Here is a 17842-nt window from a genome sequence, read left to right on the forward strand (position 1 = left end):
GCGAACCTGCTCAGGAGAGCGAGACGACCAATCGCAAGCAAAGCGTAATCAAGCAATCACCGGCCGCCATCGATGCCCGGGCCCGCCCAGGGGCGCCTCGGTGGCCTGCGCCGTCACAGGCTCGCGAGCCTGGTCCTCGCCCAGTCGACGGTGCTCTTCAGCCCGACGGCCAGATCCGTCTGGGGACGCCAGCCGATCCCCTCGAACGCGGGGGCCGGGTCGACGGCCATCGCGGGGAGATCGCCCAGGCGGGTGGGAGCCTCGCCCGGCGCGTCGGCGACACCGGCCGCCTCCGCGACCAGGGAGTGCAGCCTCCGGTCGGTGGTCTGGACGCCGGTGCCCAGGTTGAAACGGCCGCCGCCGCCCTCGGTGCCGCAGGCGCGGGCGAAACCGTCCACCACGTCGTCGACGAAGATGTAGTCGCGAGTCTGGGAGCCGTCGCCGTACACCACCGTGGGGGTGCCGTTGAGCAGCGCGTCGGTGAAGATGGCGACCACCCCCGCCTCGCCGTCGGGCGACTGGCGCGGGCCGTAGACGTTGGAGAGCACCAGCGTGGTGTAGTCGATGCCGTGCAGCGCCTTGAACGTGGCCAGGTAGGTCTCCGCGCTCAGCTTGGAGGCGGCGTACGGGGAGCGCGGGTCGGTCGCCGCGCCGCCGGGGACCGGGATGACCGCGGGCCTGCCGTACACCGCGACCGAGGAGGCGAAGACGACCTTGCGGGTGCCTCCGTGGTGGGCCGCCGTCAGGACCGACGCGGTGCCCTCGACGTTGAGCCGGGCGTCGTGGACCGGGTCGGCCACGCTCTTGCGCACGCTGATCTGCGCGGCGAGATGGCAGACGACCTCGGGCCTCCACTCGGCGGCCAGGCCGATCAGGGCCGGGTCACGGATGTCCATCACGTGCAGGGCGAACAGGGGACTCTCCGCGGCGCGGGCCAGGTTGCCCCGGTCGCCGCCCGACAGGTCGTCCACGACCGCGACCTCGTGCCCGTCGGCCAGCAGCCGGTCGACGAGGGTGGATCCGATGAATCCCGCCCCGCCGGTCACGAGTATGCGCATGGTGAACCCCCATCGTCGTATGGCCAAGGCCGTACGAGAGATCCTAGGAGGTCAGCGAGCCAGTTCGGAGCGCACCTGGTCGATACGGCTGAGCACCTTGGCCCGCAGGTCGGCCGAGGCCTGGTCACAGCCGCAGTGCTTGGCGACGAGTTGCTTGACGACCTGCTCCAGGCCGTACTCCTCCAGGCAGGGGTGGCACTCGTCCAGGTGCTCGCGGATGTCGGCGCAGTTGCCCTCGTCGAGCTCGCCGTCCAGGTAGGTGTAGACCTTGTCCAGGACCTCGCGACAGTCGGTGTCGTGGTGGTCGCCGCAGCTCATGCGATCACCCGGCCCCGGGGCAGGGAGCCCGTGCCGGCGGGCTCGTCTTTCCTGTCTCGCTCGTTCACTTCGCACCCTCCGCGGGAACCAGGCCACGCTCGCGGGCGTAGTCCTCAAGTTGGGTCCGCAGCTGGCGGCGGCCACGGTGCAGCCGCGACATCACGGTCCCGATGGGGGTCCCCATGATGTCGGCGATCTCCTTGTACGGGAAGCCCTCGACGTCGGCGAGGTAGACCGCGATGCGGAACTCCTCGGGGAGCGCGGCCAGCGCCCGCTTCACGTCGGTGTCGGGGAGGTGTTCGAGCGCCTCGATCTCCGCCGACTTCAGCCCGGCCGAGGTGTGCGACTCGGCCCTGGCCAGCTGCCAGTCCTCGATCTCCTCGGTGCCCGACTGCTTGGGCTCCCGCTGCTTCTTGCGGTAACTGTTGATGAAAGTGTTCGTCAGGATCCGGTAAAGCCAGGCCTTGAGGTTCGTGCCTTGCTGGAACTGGTGAAAGGACGCGAAGGCCTTCGCGAAGGTCTCCTGAAGAAGGTCCTCGGCGTCCGCGGGGTTCCGGGTCATCCGAAGCGCGGCGGAGTAGAGCTGGTCGAGATAGGGCATGACATCCCGCTCGAACCGTGTGCTCCGCTGCTCCAGAGTCTCCTCGTCTGTCGCAGGGACCTGACCCACCCCCTTAAGATCGCCGGAGTCCTGCTGACGCGGGACACCGTACTGAGCGGAGAATACCCGCTCGTCAGGGATAGGCCGATCACCGGGGCGGGTGACGGGTTCGATCAAGGCGAGCATCTGCTTGCCAACCTCCGAAAGGATCGTGCGTTGTCCGCTTGCAACACACCCGCACTGCCATCTGTTCCCGCAAGATAGAAGGTGACGAACGACCCGGTACGGGGAAAAAGAAGGTACGTACCGGTAGGTAGTTGAAAGACCACCGGATCCTCCCGACGCCAGGAGCTGCTTGTGCTGCCCATCCCGGCCGAAGAGCTGAACGGCTCAGGTGCGCTCGGGCCGTACTGGACCTTTTACCACGCGGTCGTGGCCGAGCAACTGAGCCGATGGCTGCCGGAAACCCCGTCCACCGTCCTCGACATGTCCTGCGGCGACGGCCGCTGGGCCGTCCAGGCGGCGAAGGCGGGACACCGGGTGATCGAGGTGGTCGACTTCCGCAGGCCCACGAACGGTCAGCCGCTGCACGACATCTCCAAGGTCAGCCAGGTACGCGCCGACGACCTGCGTTTCCTGCCCGACTGCAGCGTGGACGCCGTGCTCGCCGAGGAGCGGGCGATGTCGGTGGAGCTGATGGCCGAATCCGCGATCGGCGACGTCGCCAGGGTCCTGCGTCCCGGCGGCCGGGCGCTGGTCTGCGTCGACTCCCTGGTGCTGGGGATGGCGATACTCGCCGAGCAGAACTACTGGGCCCATCTGCGCCAGACCGGCGAGGTCATGCTCGTGCCCTGGCCCGACGGCAGCATCACCCGGTGCTTCAGCAGCGCCCAGCTGCGCGAGCTGCTCACCGACGCCGGACTTGAGGTCGAGTGGATACGACCCCGCACGGTGCTGTCCCCCTCCACGGTCGACCACGTGCTCGCCTCCGACTCCCGGGCGCTCGCCTGGCTGGTCAACACGGAGCTGGACGCCCACCCGGACGACGACGACACGGTGGGCATCCACCTGGTGGCCAGCGCCCGGCGCCCCTGAGGCCCGGTGGCCGCACCCCTGGGGCGCGGCCACCGGGCGGGCTCAGCGCCTGCGCTCGCGCCGGGACTGGCACGGCACGCAGCGGGCCGCCTCCGGCCGCGCCTCCAGCCTGCTCTCGGGGACCGGCGCCCCGCAGTCCGCGCAGAGGCCGTAACCTCCCTCGTCCATCCGTCTGAGCGCCTCCAGCACCGAGCGCCGGTGCCGGGTGGCCACCTCCAGCAGGGCCCGGTTGCGATCGGAGTCGGTCAGGTCGGAGCCGGCGTCGGCCGGGGACCGATCCCGTTCCCGTACGGCGGGGGAGTCCCCGCGAAGCACTCCGATGGACCGGTCGAGTTCGGCGAGCATGCTCTTCAGGCGCTCGCGCGCGGTCGCGACATCCACGAATCCGCACCTCCGGGAAGCCGGGGCGGCCTGTGTGGGGATCCCCGGCTCTCCCGTCAGGCGCAAAAAAAGGGGGCTCTGTGACGGCGATCTCGTGACCTCGTCATCGCACTGATACGCCACTCCGCCACGAGGAATCGCTTTCCTCACCGGATGCCCACTTGGCGAAAGTTTTACACCGGATCACCCGGCGCTTTCGGAAAGGGCGTGGCCGCCGCCCTCGCCCGCGGCCTCGAATCACCCGGCGCTCCCGAAGAAGCGCCCGGCCGTCGCCCTACGCCTCCTTCATCGGCTCGACGAGCTCCGGGCTGTTGTTGCGCACCGAGTTGACGGCGGTGGAGACCGGATGGATCTCCAGTCCCGTGGAGCCCGCCGGGATCAGGAACCCCTGCGCGTCGGGCACCCCGGGGTCGAGCCACTCGCCCCAGCGGTCGCGCTCGATCAGCATCGGCATCCGGTCGTGGACCCTGCCCGCCTCGTCCACGGCGTCGGTCGTGATGATCGTGCAGGTCACCAGCCAGGAGAGCGGGTCGTCGTCGTCCCGGCCCCGGTCCCGCCAGAACTCGTACAGTCCCGCCATCGCCATCACGCCACCGTCGGCGGGGCGGACGAAGTAGGGCTGCTTCTTCGGCTTCCCCTTGGCGTCCTTCTCGTCCAGCACGACCCACTCGTAGTAGCCGTCGGCCGGGATCAGGCACCTGCGCTCGGCGAACGCCTTGCGGTAGGCGGGCTTCTCCGCCACCGTCTCCACCCGCGCGTTGATCATCTTCGAGCCGATGGACGGGTCCTTCGCCCAGGCAGGGACCAGCCCCCAGCGGACCACGCGAAGCTGCCTGACCGGCCGGCCTTCCGGTTCGGCCTTCGGCACCCGGCTCATCACCGCGTACACCGGTTTCGTGGGCGCGACGTTGTAGTCGGGCCTGAGTTCCTCGTCGGCCGCTCCGTCGAGCTCGACCTGGAACTCCTCCAGCAACTCCTGCTTGGCCCGCGCAGACGCGTATCTTCCGCACATCTCTCCACTTTCCCACGCCACGACGCACCGGGGAGTCCCCAACCCCGTTTTCCGATCTTGCCGCGCCCTCCCGGCGGTGCCGCCGGGTGTCGCGGTGACGACGCCTTACCCGGCCTACCCGGCTCCTCACCTCACCGATCGCGCCGCCCTTCCGCACCCGGGCACGGAAGGGCGGCGCGGGGCGGGCAACGGTAGGCTTTCGACCATGTCCGCTCCGCTGTGGCCCGCGCCGACCGCGACCGAACCCGTCCGCGCGACCGTCCCCCTGCCCGGGTCGAAGTCCGTGACCAACCGCGCGCTGCTGCTCGCCGCGCTGGCCGAGGGACCCGGCACGGTACGCCTGGCGCTGCGCAGCCGCGACGCCGACCTGATGGCGGACGCGCTGCGGGCGCTGGGCGCGACGATGGTCCCCTCCAACGAGAGCGCCTCCAGCGTCGACTGGGCGATCACGCCCGGCCCCGTCACCGGCGGGGCCCGCATCGACGTGGGGCTGGCGGGCACGGTCATGCGCTTCGTGCCGCCGATGGCGGCGCTGGCCAGGGGCGAGGTCTTCTTCGACGGCGATCCGCACGCCCGCAAGCGCCCGATGGGCCCGATCCTGCGCGCGCTGCGCGCCCTCGGCGCCGAGGTGACGGGCGACGCGCTGCCGTTCACGGTGCGGGGACCGCTGGCCGGCGGCGAGGTCAGGCTCGACGCGTCCGGCTCGTCGCAGTTCCTCTCCGGCCTGCTGCTGGCGGCGGCGCGCTTCGAGAAGGGCGTGACGGTACGCCACGAGGGCCCGCCGATCCCCTCGCAGCCGCACATCCGGATGACCGTCCAGATGCTTCGCGAGTTCGGCGTCGTGGTGGACGACTCCGAGCCCGACGTCTGGCGGGTCGAGCCCGGCCCCATCGGGGCGAGGGACTTCACGGTGGAGCCCGACCTGTCCAACGCGGCGCCCTTCCTGTCCGCCGCCATGGTGACCGGCGGCACGGTCACCATCCCCGACTGGCCCGCGCGGACGACCCAGCCGGGTGACCAGCTCCGCACGCTGCTGGCCGGCATGGGCGCCTCGGTGGAGCACACGCCCGAGGGCCTGGCGGTCACCGGCACCGGGCGGATCAGCGGCATCGAGGCGGACCTGCGCGACGTGGCCGAGCTGACCCCGACGATCGCCGCGCTGGCCGCTCTCGCGAGCTCCCCCAGCAGGATCGGCGGCGTCGCCCACATCCGCGGGCACGAGACCGACCGGCTGGCCGCCCTGGTCGCCGAGATCAACGGCCTCGGCGGCGACGCGAACGAGACCGAGGACGGCCTGGAGATCAGGCCCCGCCCGCTCACCGGCGGGGTGTTCCACTCCTACGCCGACCACCGGATGGCCACCGCCGGAGCGGTGATCGGGCTGGCCGTGCCCGGCGTCGAGGTGGAGGACATCGCCACCACGGGTAAGACCCTCCCCGAGTTCGCCTCCATGTGGGCGGACATGCTGCGCGGCGTGCGGTGAGGGGCGACCGGTCGGCACGGTCGACAGGCCTCGCGTCCCTTCTCGGGGGCACACCGGGCCGGACAAGGCGGAGAAACTGAGAAAGCGCGAGTACGACGAGGACGACGTCAGGGTCAGGCCGGGGAAGGGATCCCGGCCCCGGACCCGGATCCGCCCTGCCCACGAGGACGCGATCCCGGCGTTCGTGGTGGCCGTCGACCGCGGCCGCTACACGTGCCTGGTCGAGTCGGCGGGTGAGAAGGGCCGTCGCCGCAAGAAGGACCACGCGGAGGGCGCCGCGATGAGCGGCAGGGTCGTGGTCGCCATGAAGGCGCGCGAGCTGGGCCGCAAGGGCATCGTGGTCGGCGACCGGGTGGCCCTGGTGGGCGACGTCTCCGGCATGGCCGACACGCTGGCCCGCGTCGTGCGGGTGGAGCCCCGCACCTCCATGCTCCGCCGCTCCGCGGACGACACCGACAACACCGACGGCATCGAGCGTCCCGTGGTCGCCAACGCCGACCAGCTCGTCATCGTGACGGCCCTGGCCGACCCGCCGCCCCGGCCCCGCATGATCGACCGGATGCTCGTCGCGGCCTTCGACGCCGACATCGACCCGATGCTCTGCCTCACCAAGTCCGACCTCGCCTCACCCGACGAGCTGGTCTCGCTGTACGACCCTCTCGGGGTGCCGTACGTGGTGGTCCAGAAGGGGGGCGGCCTGGAAGAGGTGCGAGAGCGCCTGAAGGGCCGGATCAGCGTGCTCGTCGGCCATTCGGGAGTGGGCAAGTCGACGCTGGTCAACGCCCTGGTGCCGGATGCCAACCGGGCCGTCTCCCACGTGAACGCGGTGACCGGCCGGGGTCGTCACACCTCCACGTCGGCCGTCGCCCTGGAACTGCCGGAGGGCGGCTGGATCATCGACACCCCGGGAGTGCGCAGCTTCGGGCTGGCCCACGTCTCGGTGGAGACGGTCCTGGCGGGCTTCCCCGACCTGATCGAGGGCACCATCCAGTGTCCGAAGGGCTGCAACCACCTTTCCGAGGAGTGCGCCCTGGACGCCTGGGTGGCGGCCGGGCACGCCGACCCGGCCCGGCTCGCCTCCCTGCGCCGCCTGCTCGCCAGCCGCGAGGGCGCCTCCGACGACGACCAGTCGTGAGGGCAGGCCGGAGACGGGACCGAGGCTCGGCGAAGCGGACGAACGGCCGGCGAGGCTCGCCGCGACGCGCCGTCACCAGGTCGCCGTCACCGGGCTGCCGTCGCCGTCAGTGGGGCATCGGCGGTTCGACACGGCGTCAGCGGTTCAACCGGAAGGCCCAGGCGACGGTCATCTCGGACACGAGGGTGCCGTCGGCGGTCCTGATCTCGACGGCGACGTCGAACTCGGGGCGCTCTCCCGCGTCCAGCGTGGCCACGACCTCCTCGCGGGAGGCCCGGAGGCGGGCCTCCGCGACGACCTCGCCCTTCGCGAGCTTCAGATAGCGGATCGCCGCGCTCTTGGCCAGCGGGGTGGCCCGTGACAGCTGGTCGCCGAAGGTGGAGATCATGGCCGCGCCGGAGGCCGTCTCCGCGACGCTGAACAGGGCCCCTGCGTGCGGGCCTCCCACGTGGTTGTGCAGATCGGCCCGGTCGGCCATCCGGGCGACGGCGAAGCCCGGTTCCACCTTGTCGAACGAGATACCCAGCGTCCTGGCGAACGGGACGCTCTGCAGCATGAACTCACCCACGTCAAAGGTCATACCGGAATGCTACTCGCCAGTAACACCGATGCCAACGGATGTTTCACGCGGTATCCGAGCCTGGTGGGACGCGACACGATTGTTCCGCTTGCTCCCTGATCTCCGCCATTCGGCCGTCGACGCGATAGCGTTGGCGCCCGTGACGGGTTACAACGACGATCTTCGCCTCGCGCATGTCATGGCCGACGCCGCCGACGATCTGACCATGCGCCGGTTCAAGTCCATGGACCTGCGGGTGGAGACCAAACCCGACCTCACACCGGTGAGCGACGCCGACCAGGCCGCCGAGGAGGCGATCCGCGCCGCACTCGGCCGGGCCAGGCCGCGCGACGCCGTGATCGGCGAGGAGTTCGGCGCGAGCGGCCACGGCGACCGCTCGTGGATCATCGACCCGATCGACGGCACCAAGAACTACGTGCGCGGAGTGCCCGTCTGGGCCACCCTCATCGCCCTGATGGATCAGGGCCGCGTCGTCGTGGGCCTGGTCTCCGCTCCCGCCCTCGGCCGCCGCTGGTGGGCCGCCCGCGACAGCGGCGCCTGGACCGGCAAGAGCCTCACCAAGGCCACGCGGTGCCAGGTCTCCTCCGTCACCAACCTCGAGGACGCCTCGTTCTCCTACTCCAGCATCAGCGGCTGGGAGGAGGCCGGAAAGCTCGACGCGTTCCTCGACCTGAACCGCTCCGTCTGGCGTAGCCGCGCCTACGGCGACTTCTGGTCGCACATGCTGGTCGCCGAGGGCGCGGCCGACGTGTCGGCGGAACCTGAGCTCTCCCCCTGGGACATCGCGGCGCTGACCGTGATCGTCGAGGAGGCGGGCGGTATCTGGACCGACCTGTCGGGCGTGCCCGACGTCGACGGCGGCAGCCTGCTGTGCAGCAACGGCCCCCTGCACGGCGAGGTCCTCAAACGCCTCGGCAGCGGACCGCTGACCCTCCCTGCCTAGCGATCCGCCCAGCGACCCGTCACCCGCTCCGCCCCCTGCCCAGAGGCCTGTCACCCGCCCCTGTCCCCGCCCAGCGGCCTCTCACCTGCCCCTTGACGGCCTCGCCCACCCCGCTCGGCGATCCTGTCACCCGCCCGCTCGCCGGCCTGCCCCCACCCGGGAGCGTCCACGCGCGGCTCCGTTCCGGGCCGCGCCGGACATCCGGCCGCGTTACCTGCCGCCGGATGTCGGGAAGGTGAACACATCGGCACGTCCGCGAGGACGGCGGCCGGACACGGGAACGTTCCGGCGGGAGGGCTCTCGCACCGGGCCACGCCCGGACCAGGGAGTCTCCGAGGCCCAGCCCACCGGGCCTACCGGACCGGAAACCGAGCGTAAAATCCCGTCTAAGTTCCGGTATTCACATCCGTGGGCCTACCTCTTCCGGCCCCGGTCATGGCTCGTTTCATTTCCGTTCACTTTGCCCCACTTTCATCGGAGGCATCGAGAACAGATCTCACTACGGAGAAGGAACATACCGTGACCAGTGGACAGCGCCGCCTCAGCGCGGTGGCGACGGCCGCGCTCGTCGTATCGCTCGCGGCCGCTTGTGGTGGCGACGCCAAGCCCAACAGTGACGGCAGCACCCCCGCCGCCACCAGCGCGTCCTCCGCCGAGGCGGGTGCCGGCGCGGCCCTGACCGGCGAGATCAAGATCGACGGTTCCAGCACCGTGGCGCCCCTCACCCAGGCCGCCTCCGAGCTCTTCGGCGAGGAGCAGCCGCAGGTGAAAGTGCCGGTCGGCACCTCGGGCACCGGCGGTGGCTTCGAGAAGTTCTGCGCCGGCGAGACCGACATCTCCAACGCCTCCCGCGCGATCAAGGATGAGGAGAAGGCGGCCTGCGACGCGAAGGGCGTCAAGTTCGCCGAGCTCACGGTGGCCGTCGACGCGCTGACCGTGGTGGTTCCCAAGGAGAACGACTGGGTCACCTGCCTCACCACCGACCAGCTCAAGAAGATGTGGGAGCCGGCGGCCGAGGGCAAGATCAAGACCTGGAAGGACGTCGACGCCAAGTTCCCGGCCGAGGAGCTCAAGCTCTACGGCCCCGGCACCGACTCCGGCACCTTCGACTACTTCACCGACGAGATCAACGGTGAGGAGGGCGCCAGCCGCAAGGACTACAGCCCGAGCGAGAACGACAACGACATCGTCACCGGTGTCGAGGGCGCCAAGGGCGGCCTGGGCTACTTCGGCTTCACCTACTTCGAGGAGAACGCCGAGAAGCTGAAGGCCGTGGAGATCGACTCCGGCAGCGGCTGCGTGGCCCCGAGCGTCGAGTCGGCCCAGGCCGGCAAGTACACCCCGCTCGCCCGCCCGCTGTTCGTCTACCCCTCCACCGACGCGGTGAAGCGGCCCGAGGTCGCGGCCTTCCTCGACTACTACGCGGCCAACATCAACGCGATCGCCAAGGACGCGAAGTTCATCCCGCTCAACTCCGAGCAGGAGGCCAAGCTCAAGGCTGACATCACCGCGCTGAAGAGCGCCGGCTGATGTCGGCCCAGCACCGCACGACCGTTCCAGGGGCCCCGGGGTCCCTGGCGCGGTCGCGCCCGCGTTACGGCGAGTTCGTCATCAAGGCCGTTCTCCTGGCCGCGGCGATGGTGTCGGTGGCGACCACGATCGGCATCGTCATCGCGCTCCTCGAACCGACCATCGAGTTCTTCGGTTCGGTGAGCTTCGGGGAGTTCTTCGGCTCCACCAACTGGGGGCCGCTGTTCAACCCGCCGTCGTTCGGCGTGTGGCCGCTCATCGTCGCCACCCTGGAGATCACCCTGATCGCCGTCGTGGTCGCCGTACCGCTCGGCCTGGCCGCCGCGATCTACCTGTCGGAGTACGCCTCCCACCGGACCCGCAAGATCTTCAAGCCGGTGCTCGAGGTCCTCGCGGGCGTCCCGACGGTGGTCTTCGGCTTCTTCGCCCTCACCTTCGTCACCCCGCTGCTGAGGGACGTCTTCCCCTTCCTGGACCTGGACGGCAAGAACGCGCTCGCCGCCGGCCTCCTGGTCGGCGTGATGATCATCCCGATCGTCGCGTCGCTGTCGGAGGACTCGATGGCCGCGGTGCCCAACGGCCTGCGCGAGGGCTCGTACGCCCTCGGCGCCTCCAAGATGCTCACCTCGGTACGCGTCGTCGTCCCCGCCGCGTTCTCCGGCATCGTCGCCGCCATCATCCTGGCGGTCTCCCGGGCCGCGGGCGAGACGATGATCGTCGCGATCGCCGGCGGTTTCAAGTCCGTCTTCACGCTCTACCCGGGCAACGAGATGGCCACGATGGCGGCCTTCATCGCCCAGGCCGGCTCCGGCGACGCCTCTGTCGGCTCGATCGCCTACAAGACCATCTTCGCGGTGGGTTCCCTGCTCTTCGTGATCACCTTCGCGATGAACTACCTCAGCGCCCGCATGGTCCAGAAGTATCGCGAGGTCTACGACTGATGGCCATCCTCTCCACCCCCCGCTCGGCCGTGCAGTTGGCGAGCAAGGGACGCCCTCTCAAGGAACACCTCTTCCGCATCGCGCTGCTGGCCAGCCTCGCGATCGCCCTCTTGTTCCTGGCCATGCTGCTGGTCTACGTCGTCGAGGAGGGCTGGCCCCGGCTCAACTCGATGCTGTGGGAGAACCAGCCCTCGATCCGCCGCCCGGAGACGTCCGGTATCCAGTCGGGCATCTTCGGCACCCTGTGGATCATCGGGCTGACCGCGCTCATGGCCCTGCCCACCGGCATCCTCGCGGCGATCTACCTTGAGGAGTACGCCGACAGGACCAAGTGGTACAACAAGCTGATCGAGCTGAACATCTCCAACCTGGCGGCCGTTCCCTCGATCGTCTACGGCATCCTCGGCCTGGGGATCATCGCTCGCTGGATGCAGTTCGGCTTCACCGTGATGACCGGCGCGGTCACCATCTCGCTGCTCGTCCTCCCCATCGTGATCATCTCCGCCCGCGAGGCCATCCGCGCGGTGCCGCCGTCGATCCGCGAGGGTTCGCTGGCGCTGGGCGCCACCCAGTGGCAGACCATCTACCGCCAGGTGCTCCCGGCGTCGATCCCGGGCATCGCGACGGGCTCGATCCTGGCCCTCTCCCGTGCGATCGGCGAGGCCGCCCCGTTCCTGATGCTCGGTGCCGCGACGCTGGTCCGGTTCAACCCCGAGGGCGTCTGGAGCAGTTTCACCGTCCTGCCCCTGCAGATCTACAGCTTCATCAGCCGTCCTCAGGAGGAGTTCGCCATCCTCGCCGCGGCGGCGATCGTGATCCTGCTGGCGATCCTGCTCCTGATGAACTCCGTCGCCATCTGGCTCCGTAACCGCTATCAGAAGCGCTGGTGAGGTAAGAAATGTCCGAGATTGGAATTTCCGTGCCGAACGTGAACGTGCGCGGCCCCGAAGTCCCCCGCACCATCGAAGCCCTCGACCCGGTCTTCACCGTCTCCAACCTCAGCGTCTTCTACGGCGACTACGAGGCGGTACGCGGGGTCAACCTGACCATCGGCAACCGCGAGATCACGGCCATGATCGGCCCGTCCGGCTGCGGCAAGAGCACGGTGCTCCGCTGCTTCAACCGGATGAACGACCTCATCCCCGGCGCCCGCGCGGCCGGCGAGATCCTGTACCACGACGAGAACCTCTACGGCGACCACGTGGACCCGATCGAGGTCCGCCGCCGGATCGGCATGGTCTTCCAGAAGCCGAACCCCTTCCCCAAGTCGATCTACGACAACATCGCCTACGGTCCCCGGGTCAACGGGATCAAGGGCAACATGGACGAGATCGTCGAGGAGGCGCTGACCAAGGCGGCTCTCTGGGACGAGGTCAAGGACAAGATCAAGCAGAACGCGCTATCCCTGTCCGGCGGACAGCAGCAGCGTCTGTGCATCGCGCGGGCGATCGCGGTGAAGCCCGACGTCATCCTGATGGACGAGCCCTGCTCGGCCCTGGACCCGATCGCGACCACCAAGATCGAAGACCTGATGCAGGAGCTGACGCGCGACTACACGATCGTCATCGTCACCCACAACATGCAGCAGGCCGCCCGCGTCTCGGACCGCACGGCCTTCTTCACCGCCGAGGTTGACGAGGCCGGCGTGCGGCACGGCCGCCTGGTGGAGTTCGACGAGACCAGCCGCATCTTCACCAACCCCACTGACAAGCGGACCGAGGACTACATCACCGGCCGCTTCGGCTAAACCCATATTGGAGGATCCGGGTGATCCAGCCGCAGACGGCACCAGAGGTGGACGGGGACACACGAACGGCGCCCATGCTGCTGGTGGCCGATCCCGAGGTGGCCATGGTCCACGACCTGGCCGCCGTCCTGGAACGCGAAGGGGTACAGGTCATGGGCGTCACCGACGGCGCCCAGGCCCTGTTGCAGGCCGGGGCGCGCCGCCCCGACGTCGTTCTCGTCAGCGCCTCGCTGCCGGTCATAGGGGCGGTGGAGTTCGTCCGCGCGGTGCGATTGACGCGGGCGATCCCCGTCCTGCTGGGCGTGGGCGAGGGGCATGCCCAGCAGGCCGTCCAGGCGCTGACGGCCGGAGCCACCGCGTGCGTGGCCCGGCCGTACCGGGTTCCCGAGTTGCTGCCACTGATCCACGCCGCGTTCACCGGCGAGGCCGGAATCCGCAGGGCACTCGTGGTCGGCCCGGTGGAACTGGACGTCAACGCCTACCAGGTGAAGGTCGACGGCAGGATCGTCCATCTGCCGCTGCGCGAGTTCGAGCTGCTGCACTACCTGATGCGCAACGCGCACCGCACGGTGACGCGGGAGCAGATCATGCGACATGTCTGGAACTCCACCGAGACGACCTCGACCAACACCATCGCGGTGCACGTCAAGCGTCTCCGTGCCCGCCTGGGCGACAACGACGACCGACTGATCCAGACCGTACGAGGAGTGGGCTACCGGCTGGTCGACAGGACGGCGTGACACGTACGCGAGCCTGCGGCTCCACACGGACCGCTCAGTTCGCGGTCGTCTCGCAGCCACGCCCGCCCCTGAAGGCGTTCATGAGGCGCTCGGTCACGCCCTCGATCCTGGCGATGCCGGTCTCCATGCTCGGACTGTCCTCGGTGAGGACGGCCACCGCGTAGTCGTGCCCGTGCCCGCGGATCAGCCCGGCGCTGGCGACCGCCCAGCGCCCGTTCGCCGCGTGCCGCAGCCAGCCGTTCTTCAGCGACACCTCGTCCTTCCCGCACGCCCCGGCGCTGATCCCCCACTTCTGCTCGGGGGCCACCCTCCCCATCAGCCCGAGCACCTTGCGGCGCTCCAGGGGGGCCAGCGGGCTCTCACCGGTGGCCAGCGCCTTGACGAGCCGGATCTGGTCCTCGGTGGTGGTCTGCGCGACGCTCCAGCAGTACAGGTCCACGCACCGCCTGCCGGGGGTGTAGGTGCGCTTGAGGCCGAACCTGCGGTTCGCCCTGGCCAGGCCCGGCTCCAGCCCGATCCGCTGGTACAGCCGGTCGGCCGCCTCGTTGTCGCTGAAGCGGATCATGTTCTTCGCGTCGGTCTTGGCCCGTTCACCCAGCTCGCGCCACCGCGTACCGAGCAGCAGTGCCGTCAGGATGCTCACCTTGGAGGTGTTGGCCGACGGGAGCTGCAGGGTGTGGTGGTAGCTGTAGCGCCGGCCGGTGCCCAGGTCGTACACCGAGGCGGCGGTCCGGCCGCCGTACTTCGCGAGGAACACGTCCAAGCTGTGCCCGAGCTCCTTGGGGAGGATCTTCGGGGAGTGGGCGGCCCGCACCCGCCCGGGCTCCCGGGGTGCCCCGGCGCCGGGGAAGACGGGCGCCGGGACCGCCGGGACCGCGGCCAGGAACGGCGCGGGAGGAGGCGTTCCGGACGTCGGAACGACCGGTGCCGCCTGCCGCGCGGGGGACGGTGTCGGCATGCTCACCGGCGTCAGGCCCTGACACGTGCTGCAGGCGGTGGCCTGCGCGGTGACCAGCAGGACGGCGGCCGCGGCCACCCGTTTCCTTGCTCTCATCATCCACCCCAACCGTCTCCCCCATTACGTGACGATCGGGATATATCCCGCAACACGTAACAATAAGACGATCAAGCGGAATCTAGCCTGAAACAGGGCGTGCGCTATAGAACATTCCGCCGAACCGATGCCCGCTCTTAGCGAATGTCCGCGATTAGCCGGGCGATACTCTCGTCATCGCAGGTCGCCCAGAAGTCCCCGACGATGTCCTCGAGGTGCTCCAGCGACTCCGCACGGAAGAGTACGTCCTGGTATTTCGTGATGTCGTAGTGCGTGGTACCCATGGCGGCGATGTCCAGCGGGCGAATGTCCATCCCCCGGAACTCCTCGATCTCCCCGTACGAGGACAGGATCCCCGCGCCGTACGCCCGCAACTCGCCCTGGTCCGTCATCACGCCGAACTCCATCGTGAACCAGAAGATCTTCGAGATGAACTCCAGCGCGTCCTTGCCCTCGACCCGCCGGGCCGCCTGCCCCGCCAGGCGGTACAGGCGCGAGTAGCGGTCGGAGGCCAGCGCGTTGGCGTGGCCGATCACCTCGTGGATCACGTCGGGCTCCGGCGTGTACAGCGGCGTGGAGTGGTGCCGGATGTACTGCGTGGAATGGAAGAGCCCGTCCGCCAGGACACCGTAGAAGTCCCTGAGCGGCACCAGCCCGGCGGCCGGGACGTAGCGGAACCCGGTCAGCGGCGCCAGCAGCTCGCTGACCTCCTGGAGCTGCGGGATGCGATCGGCGGGCAACCCGAGCCGCTTGGTCGCGCGCAGGTACTCGGCGGTCGCGTACTTGTGGTGTTTCAGGCCGAGCTCCCGGCTGACCAGGGCCCACACCTCGTGCTCCTGGTCGGTGTACTCGGCCGTCGGGATCGGCGTACCGGGCACGTACCCCACCGCTAGCGCGGCGATCGCGTTGCGGCGTGCGCGGTAGACCGGGTCGGCGAAACCGGGGTGACCGGCGCCGAGCTCGACCTCGATCGAGCCGTCGTCACGGGTCGCCACCGGTGCGAAGTACTGTGCTTCCTCGAACATAGATGAAATGACAGCAATATCCGGAAACGTTGGCAAGAGCAGCCAGTTCTACTGGGCGATCCGCACAGAAACGTACGGTGACACCTCGTCTATGCTGGTCGAATCGCCCAATCTGACAGGATCCTGAGGAGATGTCGATCGACGAGCTGGACGGCCGCCTCCTGATCACCATGCGCGCCAACCCGCGTATCGGCCTGACCGAGCTGGCCCGCCTGCTCGGCGTGGCCCGGGGCACCGTGCAGGCCCGCGTCGAGAAGCTGATCGCCCGCGGCGTCGTCGCCGACTTCGGTCCCACCGTGGCCCCCGAGGGCGCCGGATACCCGATCCTCGCGTTCGTCTCGCTGCAGATCGCCCAAGGCCGCCTGGACGAGGCCGTGCGGGCCCTGGAACCCCTTCCCGAGATCCTGGAGGTGTACGGCACCAGCGGCCAGGCGGACCTGCTCTGCCGCGTGGTGGCCCGCAGCACCCCCGACCTCCAGGAGATCATCGCCCGAATCCTGGCCTCCCCCGCGGTCCAGCGGACGGACACCACGATCGCCCTCTCCATCCAGATCCCCTACCGGATCGAGCCCCTGCTCCGCGCCGCCTCCGGCACCTGACCCCGGCCACGGCCACGGCCTTCGGTCTCCGCAGCGGTTCCCTCGTAGGGGGTCACGCGGATCCCTTGAGCGGGCCTTCCTCCAGTCGAGCTCCCGCAGCCGGCCTCCCGCGGTCGAGGGCCGTCATGAGTCATCGGCGGCCCTCAGGCGTCCGGAGACCGGCGAAGACGATCGCCAGCGTGCGACGCTGCAGGTCGCCATCCCAGCCCGCGTGGAGTGCCCCCTGGCAGATGCCGGTGAGCAGGGCGATCACCTCGTCGAGACGGACGTCCTCGCGGACGGCACCGGCCTCCTGGGAGCGAGCGAGGAGCGTCTCGATCCCTTCACGCAACATCCGCACCGAGCTCGCGACCTGGAGATCGACACCTGTCTCGGCCAGGAGACCGACGACGGTCCTCTTCCGCGCCGCCTGCTCGACCATGCGGGTGACGAAGGTGAACAGCGCCTCCCCGGGAGCGTCATCGGCGGCGAGCTCGGCCATCTCCCCGTCCAGCCTGCCCAGGAGGCCCTTCATGATGGCCTGCAGCAGGGCCTGCTTGGTCGGAAAGTGCTTGAAGACCGTACCGATGGCCACCCCCGCACGGACGGCGACCTCTTCGGTCGACGCGGAGGGGCCCTTCTCGGCGAAGACGGCCTCCGCCGCGGCGAGGATGCGCTCCCGGTTGCGCTGGGCGTCCGCGCGCAACGGCTTGGCGTCCCCAGGGTCACCCGTCCCGCCCGGTGAAGAATTCGTGGGTGTCATCCAGCCGGCCTTTCCTGTTCCCGTCGTGTTTCCTGTCGCACCTGTCCGTGCCCACATGCCTGTCGGTGCCCGCGAAGGGCGGCGCCTCGCACATGAGATGAAGTACGACGTCTCCGCATGTGAGCTACGGCGTTGACAAAGTGAGTCTCAACTCACGATCATAAAGATGAGTTTCCACTCATCTTAGTGTCCGTCACGAAGGGAATCCACCATGACCGAATCCACCGTCGCTCCCGGCCCTCGCGAGATGTTCGAACGCGTACGGCGCCACTGGCTCGAGAACCTCGGCGGCTTCGGGAGCGAGCTGGCCGAGGACGCCGTCATCGAAGTCCCCTTCGCTCCACCGGGCAGACCCAGGAGGCATGAGGGAAAGGACGCGTTCCTACTCTTCGCCGGTCCTGAACAGGCCGCCTTCGCCCGGCGGTTCGCCTTGGACGAGGTCCGTGAGGTGGTCGTCCACGAGACCGCCGATCCCGAGGTCATCGTTGTCGAATACGAGCTCGCCGGCAGGGTCCTCGCCACTGGCCACCAGGCCTCCTCCCCCTTCATCGGGGTCCTCAGGGTGCGGGACGGGAAGATCGTCAATTGGCGGGAATACCAGAACACCCTGGCCATGATTGAGATCATGGGACGGCCGGGAGCCTGACGAAAGCCCCGGAAATGCCGTGGGGAGGGCTCCGGAAAAGGCGCTGAGCCGGCCTGGAAACAGTCCCGAACAGGCCCCGAAAGCGGTGGCGGACAGGTCCCGGAACGGGTCGCCGGCAGGTCCCGGAGAGGGCCGCGGGAACAGGCCGGAAAAAGGGTCCGGACATGCCTGAGGGCCCCCACCAACGGTGGAGGCCCTCAAAAGATTGTCCG

General features: G+C 69.4%; 20 protein-coding genes. 11 read left to right on the forward strand and 9 right to left on the reverse strand.

Annotated features, from left to right (window positions below; all coding sequences use genetic code 11):
- Positions 1 to 113: 113 nt before the first annotated feature.
- The 3 genes from ACTOQ3_RS38405 to ACTOQ3_RS38415 all read right to left on the reverse strand — a co-directional run bounded on the left by ACTOQ3_RS38405 (position 114) and on the right by ACTOQ3_RS38415 (position 2046).
- Positions 114 to 1058, reverse strand: a complete 945-nt coding sequence (locus ACTOQ3_RS38405; protein ID WP_440088589.1) for an NAD-dependent epimerase/dehydratase family protein — start codon at positions 1056 to 1058, stop codon at positions 114 to 116.
- A gap of 51 nt (positions 1059 to 1109) precedes the next feature.
- Positions 1110 to 1376: a mycothiol system anti-sigma-R factor gene (rsrA, locus tag ACTOQ3_RS38410; RefSeq protein WP_440088590.1), complete on the reverse strand. Its 267-nt coding sequence runs from the start codon at positions 1374 to 1376 to the stop codon at positions 1110 to 1112.
- Between the two features lie 64 nt (positions 1377 to 1440).
- On the reverse strand, positions 1441 to 2046 hold the full coding sequence (locus ACTOQ3_RS38415) for a sigma-70 family RNA polymerase sigma factor (RefSeq protein ID WP_440088592.1): 606 nt from the start codon (positions 2044 to 2046) through the stop codon (positions 1441 to 1443).
- Between the two features lie 288 nt (positions 2047 to 2334).
- Here ACTOQ3_RS38415 and ACTOQ3_RS38420 point away from each other — a divergent pair, with 288 nt between their 5' ends.
- Positions 2335 to 3072 carry a class I SAM-dependent methyltransferase gene (locus ACTOQ3_RS38420; protein WP_440088593.1) on the forward strand — a complete coding sequence of 246 codons (738 nt, stop codon included), beginning with the start codon at positions 2335 to 2337 and terminating at the stop codon, positions 3070 to 3072.
- A gap of 42 nt (positions 3073 to 3114) precedes the next feature.
- Here the strand turns inward: ACTOQ3_RS38420 and ACTOQ3_RS38425 are convergent, their stop codons facing one another.
- Positions 3115 to 3453, reverse strand: coding sequence for a TraR/DksA family transcriptional regulator (locus ACTOQ3_RS38425; RefSeq protein WP_362697709.1), 339 nt, complete (start codon positions 3451 to 3453; stop codon positions 3115 to 3117).
- A 274-nt stretch (positions 3454 to 3727) separates the two neighbouring features.
- The gene (locus ACTOQ3_RS38430) at positions 3728 to 4465 is read right to left on the reverse strand and encodes an SOS response-associated peptidase (RefSeq protein ID WP_440088594.1); all 738 of its coding nucleotides are present in this window, start codon (positions 4463 to 4465) and stop codon (positions 3728 to 3730) included.
- 205 nt (positions 4466 to 4670) lie between these two features.
- Here ACTOQ3_RS38430 and aroA point away from each other — a divergent pair, with 205 nt between their 5' ends.
- Together aroA and rsgA are read left to right on the forward strand one after the other, a co-directional pair.
- Positions 4671 to 5948: a 3-phosphoshikimate 1-carboxyvinyltransferase gene (gene aroA, locus ACTOQ3_RS38435; RefSeq protein WP_440088595.1), complete on the forward strand. Its 1278-nt coding sequence runs from the start codon at positions 4671 to 4673 to the stop codon at positions 5946 to 5948.
- Positions 5949 to 6024: 76 nt separating this feature from the next.
- Positions 6025 to 7083, forward strand: a complete 1059-nt coding sequence (gene rsgA / locus ACTOQ3_RS38440) for a ribosome small subunit-dependent GTPase A (protein ID WP_440088611.1) — start codon at positions 6025 to 6027, stop codon at positions 7081 to 7083.
- Between the two features lie 136 nt (positions 7084 to 7219).
- Here the strand turns inward: rsgA and ACTOQ3_RS38445 are convergent, their stop codons facing one another.
- A complete protein-coding gene (locus ACTOQ3_RS38445; RefSeq protein WP_440073031.1) occupies positions 7220 to 7663 on the reverse strand; it encodes a DUF4442 domain-containing protein in 444 nt (147 codons plus the stop codon).
- A 139-nt stretch (positions 7664 to 7802) separates the two neighbouring features.
- Between ACTOQ3_RS38445 and hisN the strand changes: the two genes are divergently transcribed.
- The 6 genes from hisN to ACTOQ3_RS38475 all read left to right on the forward strand — a co-directional run bounded on the left by hisN (position 7803) and on the right by ACTOQ3_RS38475 (position 13564).
- Complete coding sequence (gene hisN / locus ACTOQ3_RS38450; RefSeq protein WP_440088597.1) at positions 7803 to 8606, forward strand: histidinol-phosphatase; 804 nt, start codon at positions 7803 to 7805, stop codon at positions 8604 to 8606.
- Between the two features lie 519 nt (positions 8607 to 9125).
- A complete protein-coding gene (locus ACTOQ3_RS38455; RefSeq protein WP_440088598.1) occupies positions 9126 to 10136 on the forward strand; it encodes a PstS family phosphate ABC transporter substrate-binding protein in 1011 nt (336 codons plus the stop codon).
- Positions 10136 to 11077 (forward strand): phosphate ABC transporter permease subunit PstC, encoded by a 942-nt coding sequence (gene pstC, locus ACTOQ3_RS38460; protein WP_440088599.1) that lies wholly within the window; start codon positions 10136 to 10138, stop codon positions 11075 to 11077. Before ACTOQ3_RS38455 ends, pstC begins: the two co-directional genes overlap by 1 nt.
- Positions 11077 to 11967 (forward strand): phosphate ABC transporter permease PstA, encoded by an 891-nt coding sequence (gene pstA, locus ACTOQ3_RS38465; RefSeq protein WP_440088601.1) that lies wholly within the window; start codon positions 11077 to 11079, stop codon positions 11965 to 11967. The genes pstC and pstA overlap by 1 nt, the downstream gene beginning before the upstream one ends.
- Positions 11968 to 11996: 29 nt before the next feature.
- Positions 11997 to 12824, forward strand: a complete 828-nt coding sequence (gene pstB, locus ACTOQ3_RS38470) for a phosphate ABC transporter ATP-binding protein PstB (RefSeq protein ID WP_440073039.1) — start codon at positions 11997 to 11999, stop codon at positions 12822 to 12824.
- A 20-nt stretch (positions 12825 to 12844) separates the two neighbouring features.
- Complete coding sequence (locus ACTOQ3_RS38475; RefSeq protein WP_440088602.1) at positions 12845 to 13564, forward strand: response regulator transcription factor; 720 nt, start codon at positions 12845 to 12847, stop codon at positions 13562 to 13564.
- A 34-nt stretch (positions 13565 to 13598) separates the two neighbouring features.
- Here ACTOQ3_RS38475 and ACTOQ3_RS38480 read toward each other — a convergent pair whose 3' ends face one another.
- Positions 13599 to 14600: a serine hydrolase gene (locus ACTOQ3_RS38480; protein ID WP_440088603.1), complete on the reverse strand. Its 1002-nt coding sequence runs from the start codon at positions 14598 to 14600 to the stop codon at positions 13599 to 13601.
- Positions 14601 to 14755: 155 nt separating this feature from the next.
- Positions 14756 to 15643 carry a phenylalanine 4-monooxygenase gene (locus ACTOQ3_RS38485; protein WP_440088604.1) on the reverse strand — a complete coding sequence of 296 codons (888 nt, stop codon included), beginning with the start codon at positions 15641 to 15643 and terminating at the stop codon, positions 14756 to 14758.
- Positions 15644 to 15774: 131 nt separating this feature from the next.
- Here ACTOQ3_RS38485 and ACTOQ3_RS38490 point away from each other — a divergent pair, with 131 nt between their 5' ends.
- Positions 15775 to 16242 carry an Lrp/AsnC family transcriptional regulator gene (locus ACTOQ3_RS38490; RefSeq protein WP_440088606.1) on the forward strand — a complete coding sequence of 156 codons (468 nt, stop codon included), beginning with the start codon at positions 15775 to 15777 and terminating at the stop codon, positions 16240 to 16242.
- 130 nt (positions 16243 to 16372) lie between these two features.
- On the opposite strand, the gene ACTOQ3_RS38495 is transcribed toward ACTOQ3_RS38490, so the two are convergent.
- Complete coding sequence (locus ACTOQ3_RS38495; protein WP_440088607.1) at positions 16373 to 16984, reverse strand: TetR/AcrR family transcriptional regulator; 612 nt, start codon at positions 16982 to 16984, stop codon at positions 16373 to 16375.
- Between the two features lie 211 nt (positions 16985 to 17195).
- Between ACTOQ3_RS38495 and ACTOQ3_RS38500 the strand changes: the two genes are divergently transcribed.
- Positions 17196 to 17630, forward strand: a complete 435-nt coding sequence (locus tag ACTOQ3_RS38500; protein ID WP_440088608.1) for a nuclear transport factor 2 family protein — start codon at positions 17196 to 17198, stop codon at positions 17628 to 17630.
- Positions 17631 to 17842: the final 212 nt, after the last annotated feature.

The sequence above is a fragment of the Streptosporangium sp. LJ11 genome (assembly GCF_051918945.1).
Lineage (GTDB): Bacteria > Actinomycetota > Actinomycetes > Streptosporangiales > Streptosporangiaceae > Streptosporangium.

Coding starts and splice junctions, on each gene's coding strand:
- ACTOQ3_RS38430 (WP_440088594.1), bottom strand. CDS start 4,465: ATGTGCGGAAGATACGCGTCTGCGCGGGCCAAGCAGGAGTTGCTGGAG.
- ACTOQ3_RS38500 (WP_440088608.1), top strand. CDS start 17,196: ATGACCGAATCCACCGTCGCTCCCGGCCCTCGCGAGATGTTCGAACGC.
- ACTOQ3_RS38405 (WP_440088589.1), bottom strand. CDS start 1,058: ATGCGCATACTCGTGACCGGCGGGGCGGGATTCATCGGATCCACCCTC.
- ACTOQ3_RS38490 (WP_440088606.1), top strand. CDS start 15,775: ATGTCGATCGACGAGCTGGACGGCCGCCTCCTGATCACCATGCGCGCC.
- pstA (WP_440088601.1), top strand. CDS start 11,077: ATGGCCATCCTCTCCACCCCCCGCTCGGCCGTGCAGTTGGCGAGCAAG.
- pstC (WP_440088599.1), top strand. CDS start 10,136: ATGTCGGCCCAGCACCGCACGACCGTTCCAGGGGCCCCGGGGTCCCTG.
- ACTOQ3_RS38495 (WP_440088607.1), bottom strand. CDS start 16,984: ATGACACCCACGAATTCTTCACCGGGCGGGACGGGTGACCCTGGGGAC.
- ACTOQ3_RS38485 (WP_440088604.1), bottom strand. CDS start 15,643: ATGTTCGAGGAAGCACAGTACTTCGCACCGGTGGCGACCCGTGACGAC.
- aroA (WP_440088595.1), top strand. CDS start 4,671: ATGTCCGCTCCGCTGTGGCCCGCGCCGACCGCGACCGAACCCGTCCGC.
- rsrA (WP_440088590.1), bottom strand. CDS start 1,376: ATGAGCTGCGGCGACCACCACGACACCGACTGTCGCGAGGTCCTGGAC.
- ACTOQ3_RS38445 (WP_440073031.1), bottom strand. CDS start 7,663: ATGACCTTTGACGTGGGTGAGTTCATGCTGCAGAGCGTCCCGTTCGCC.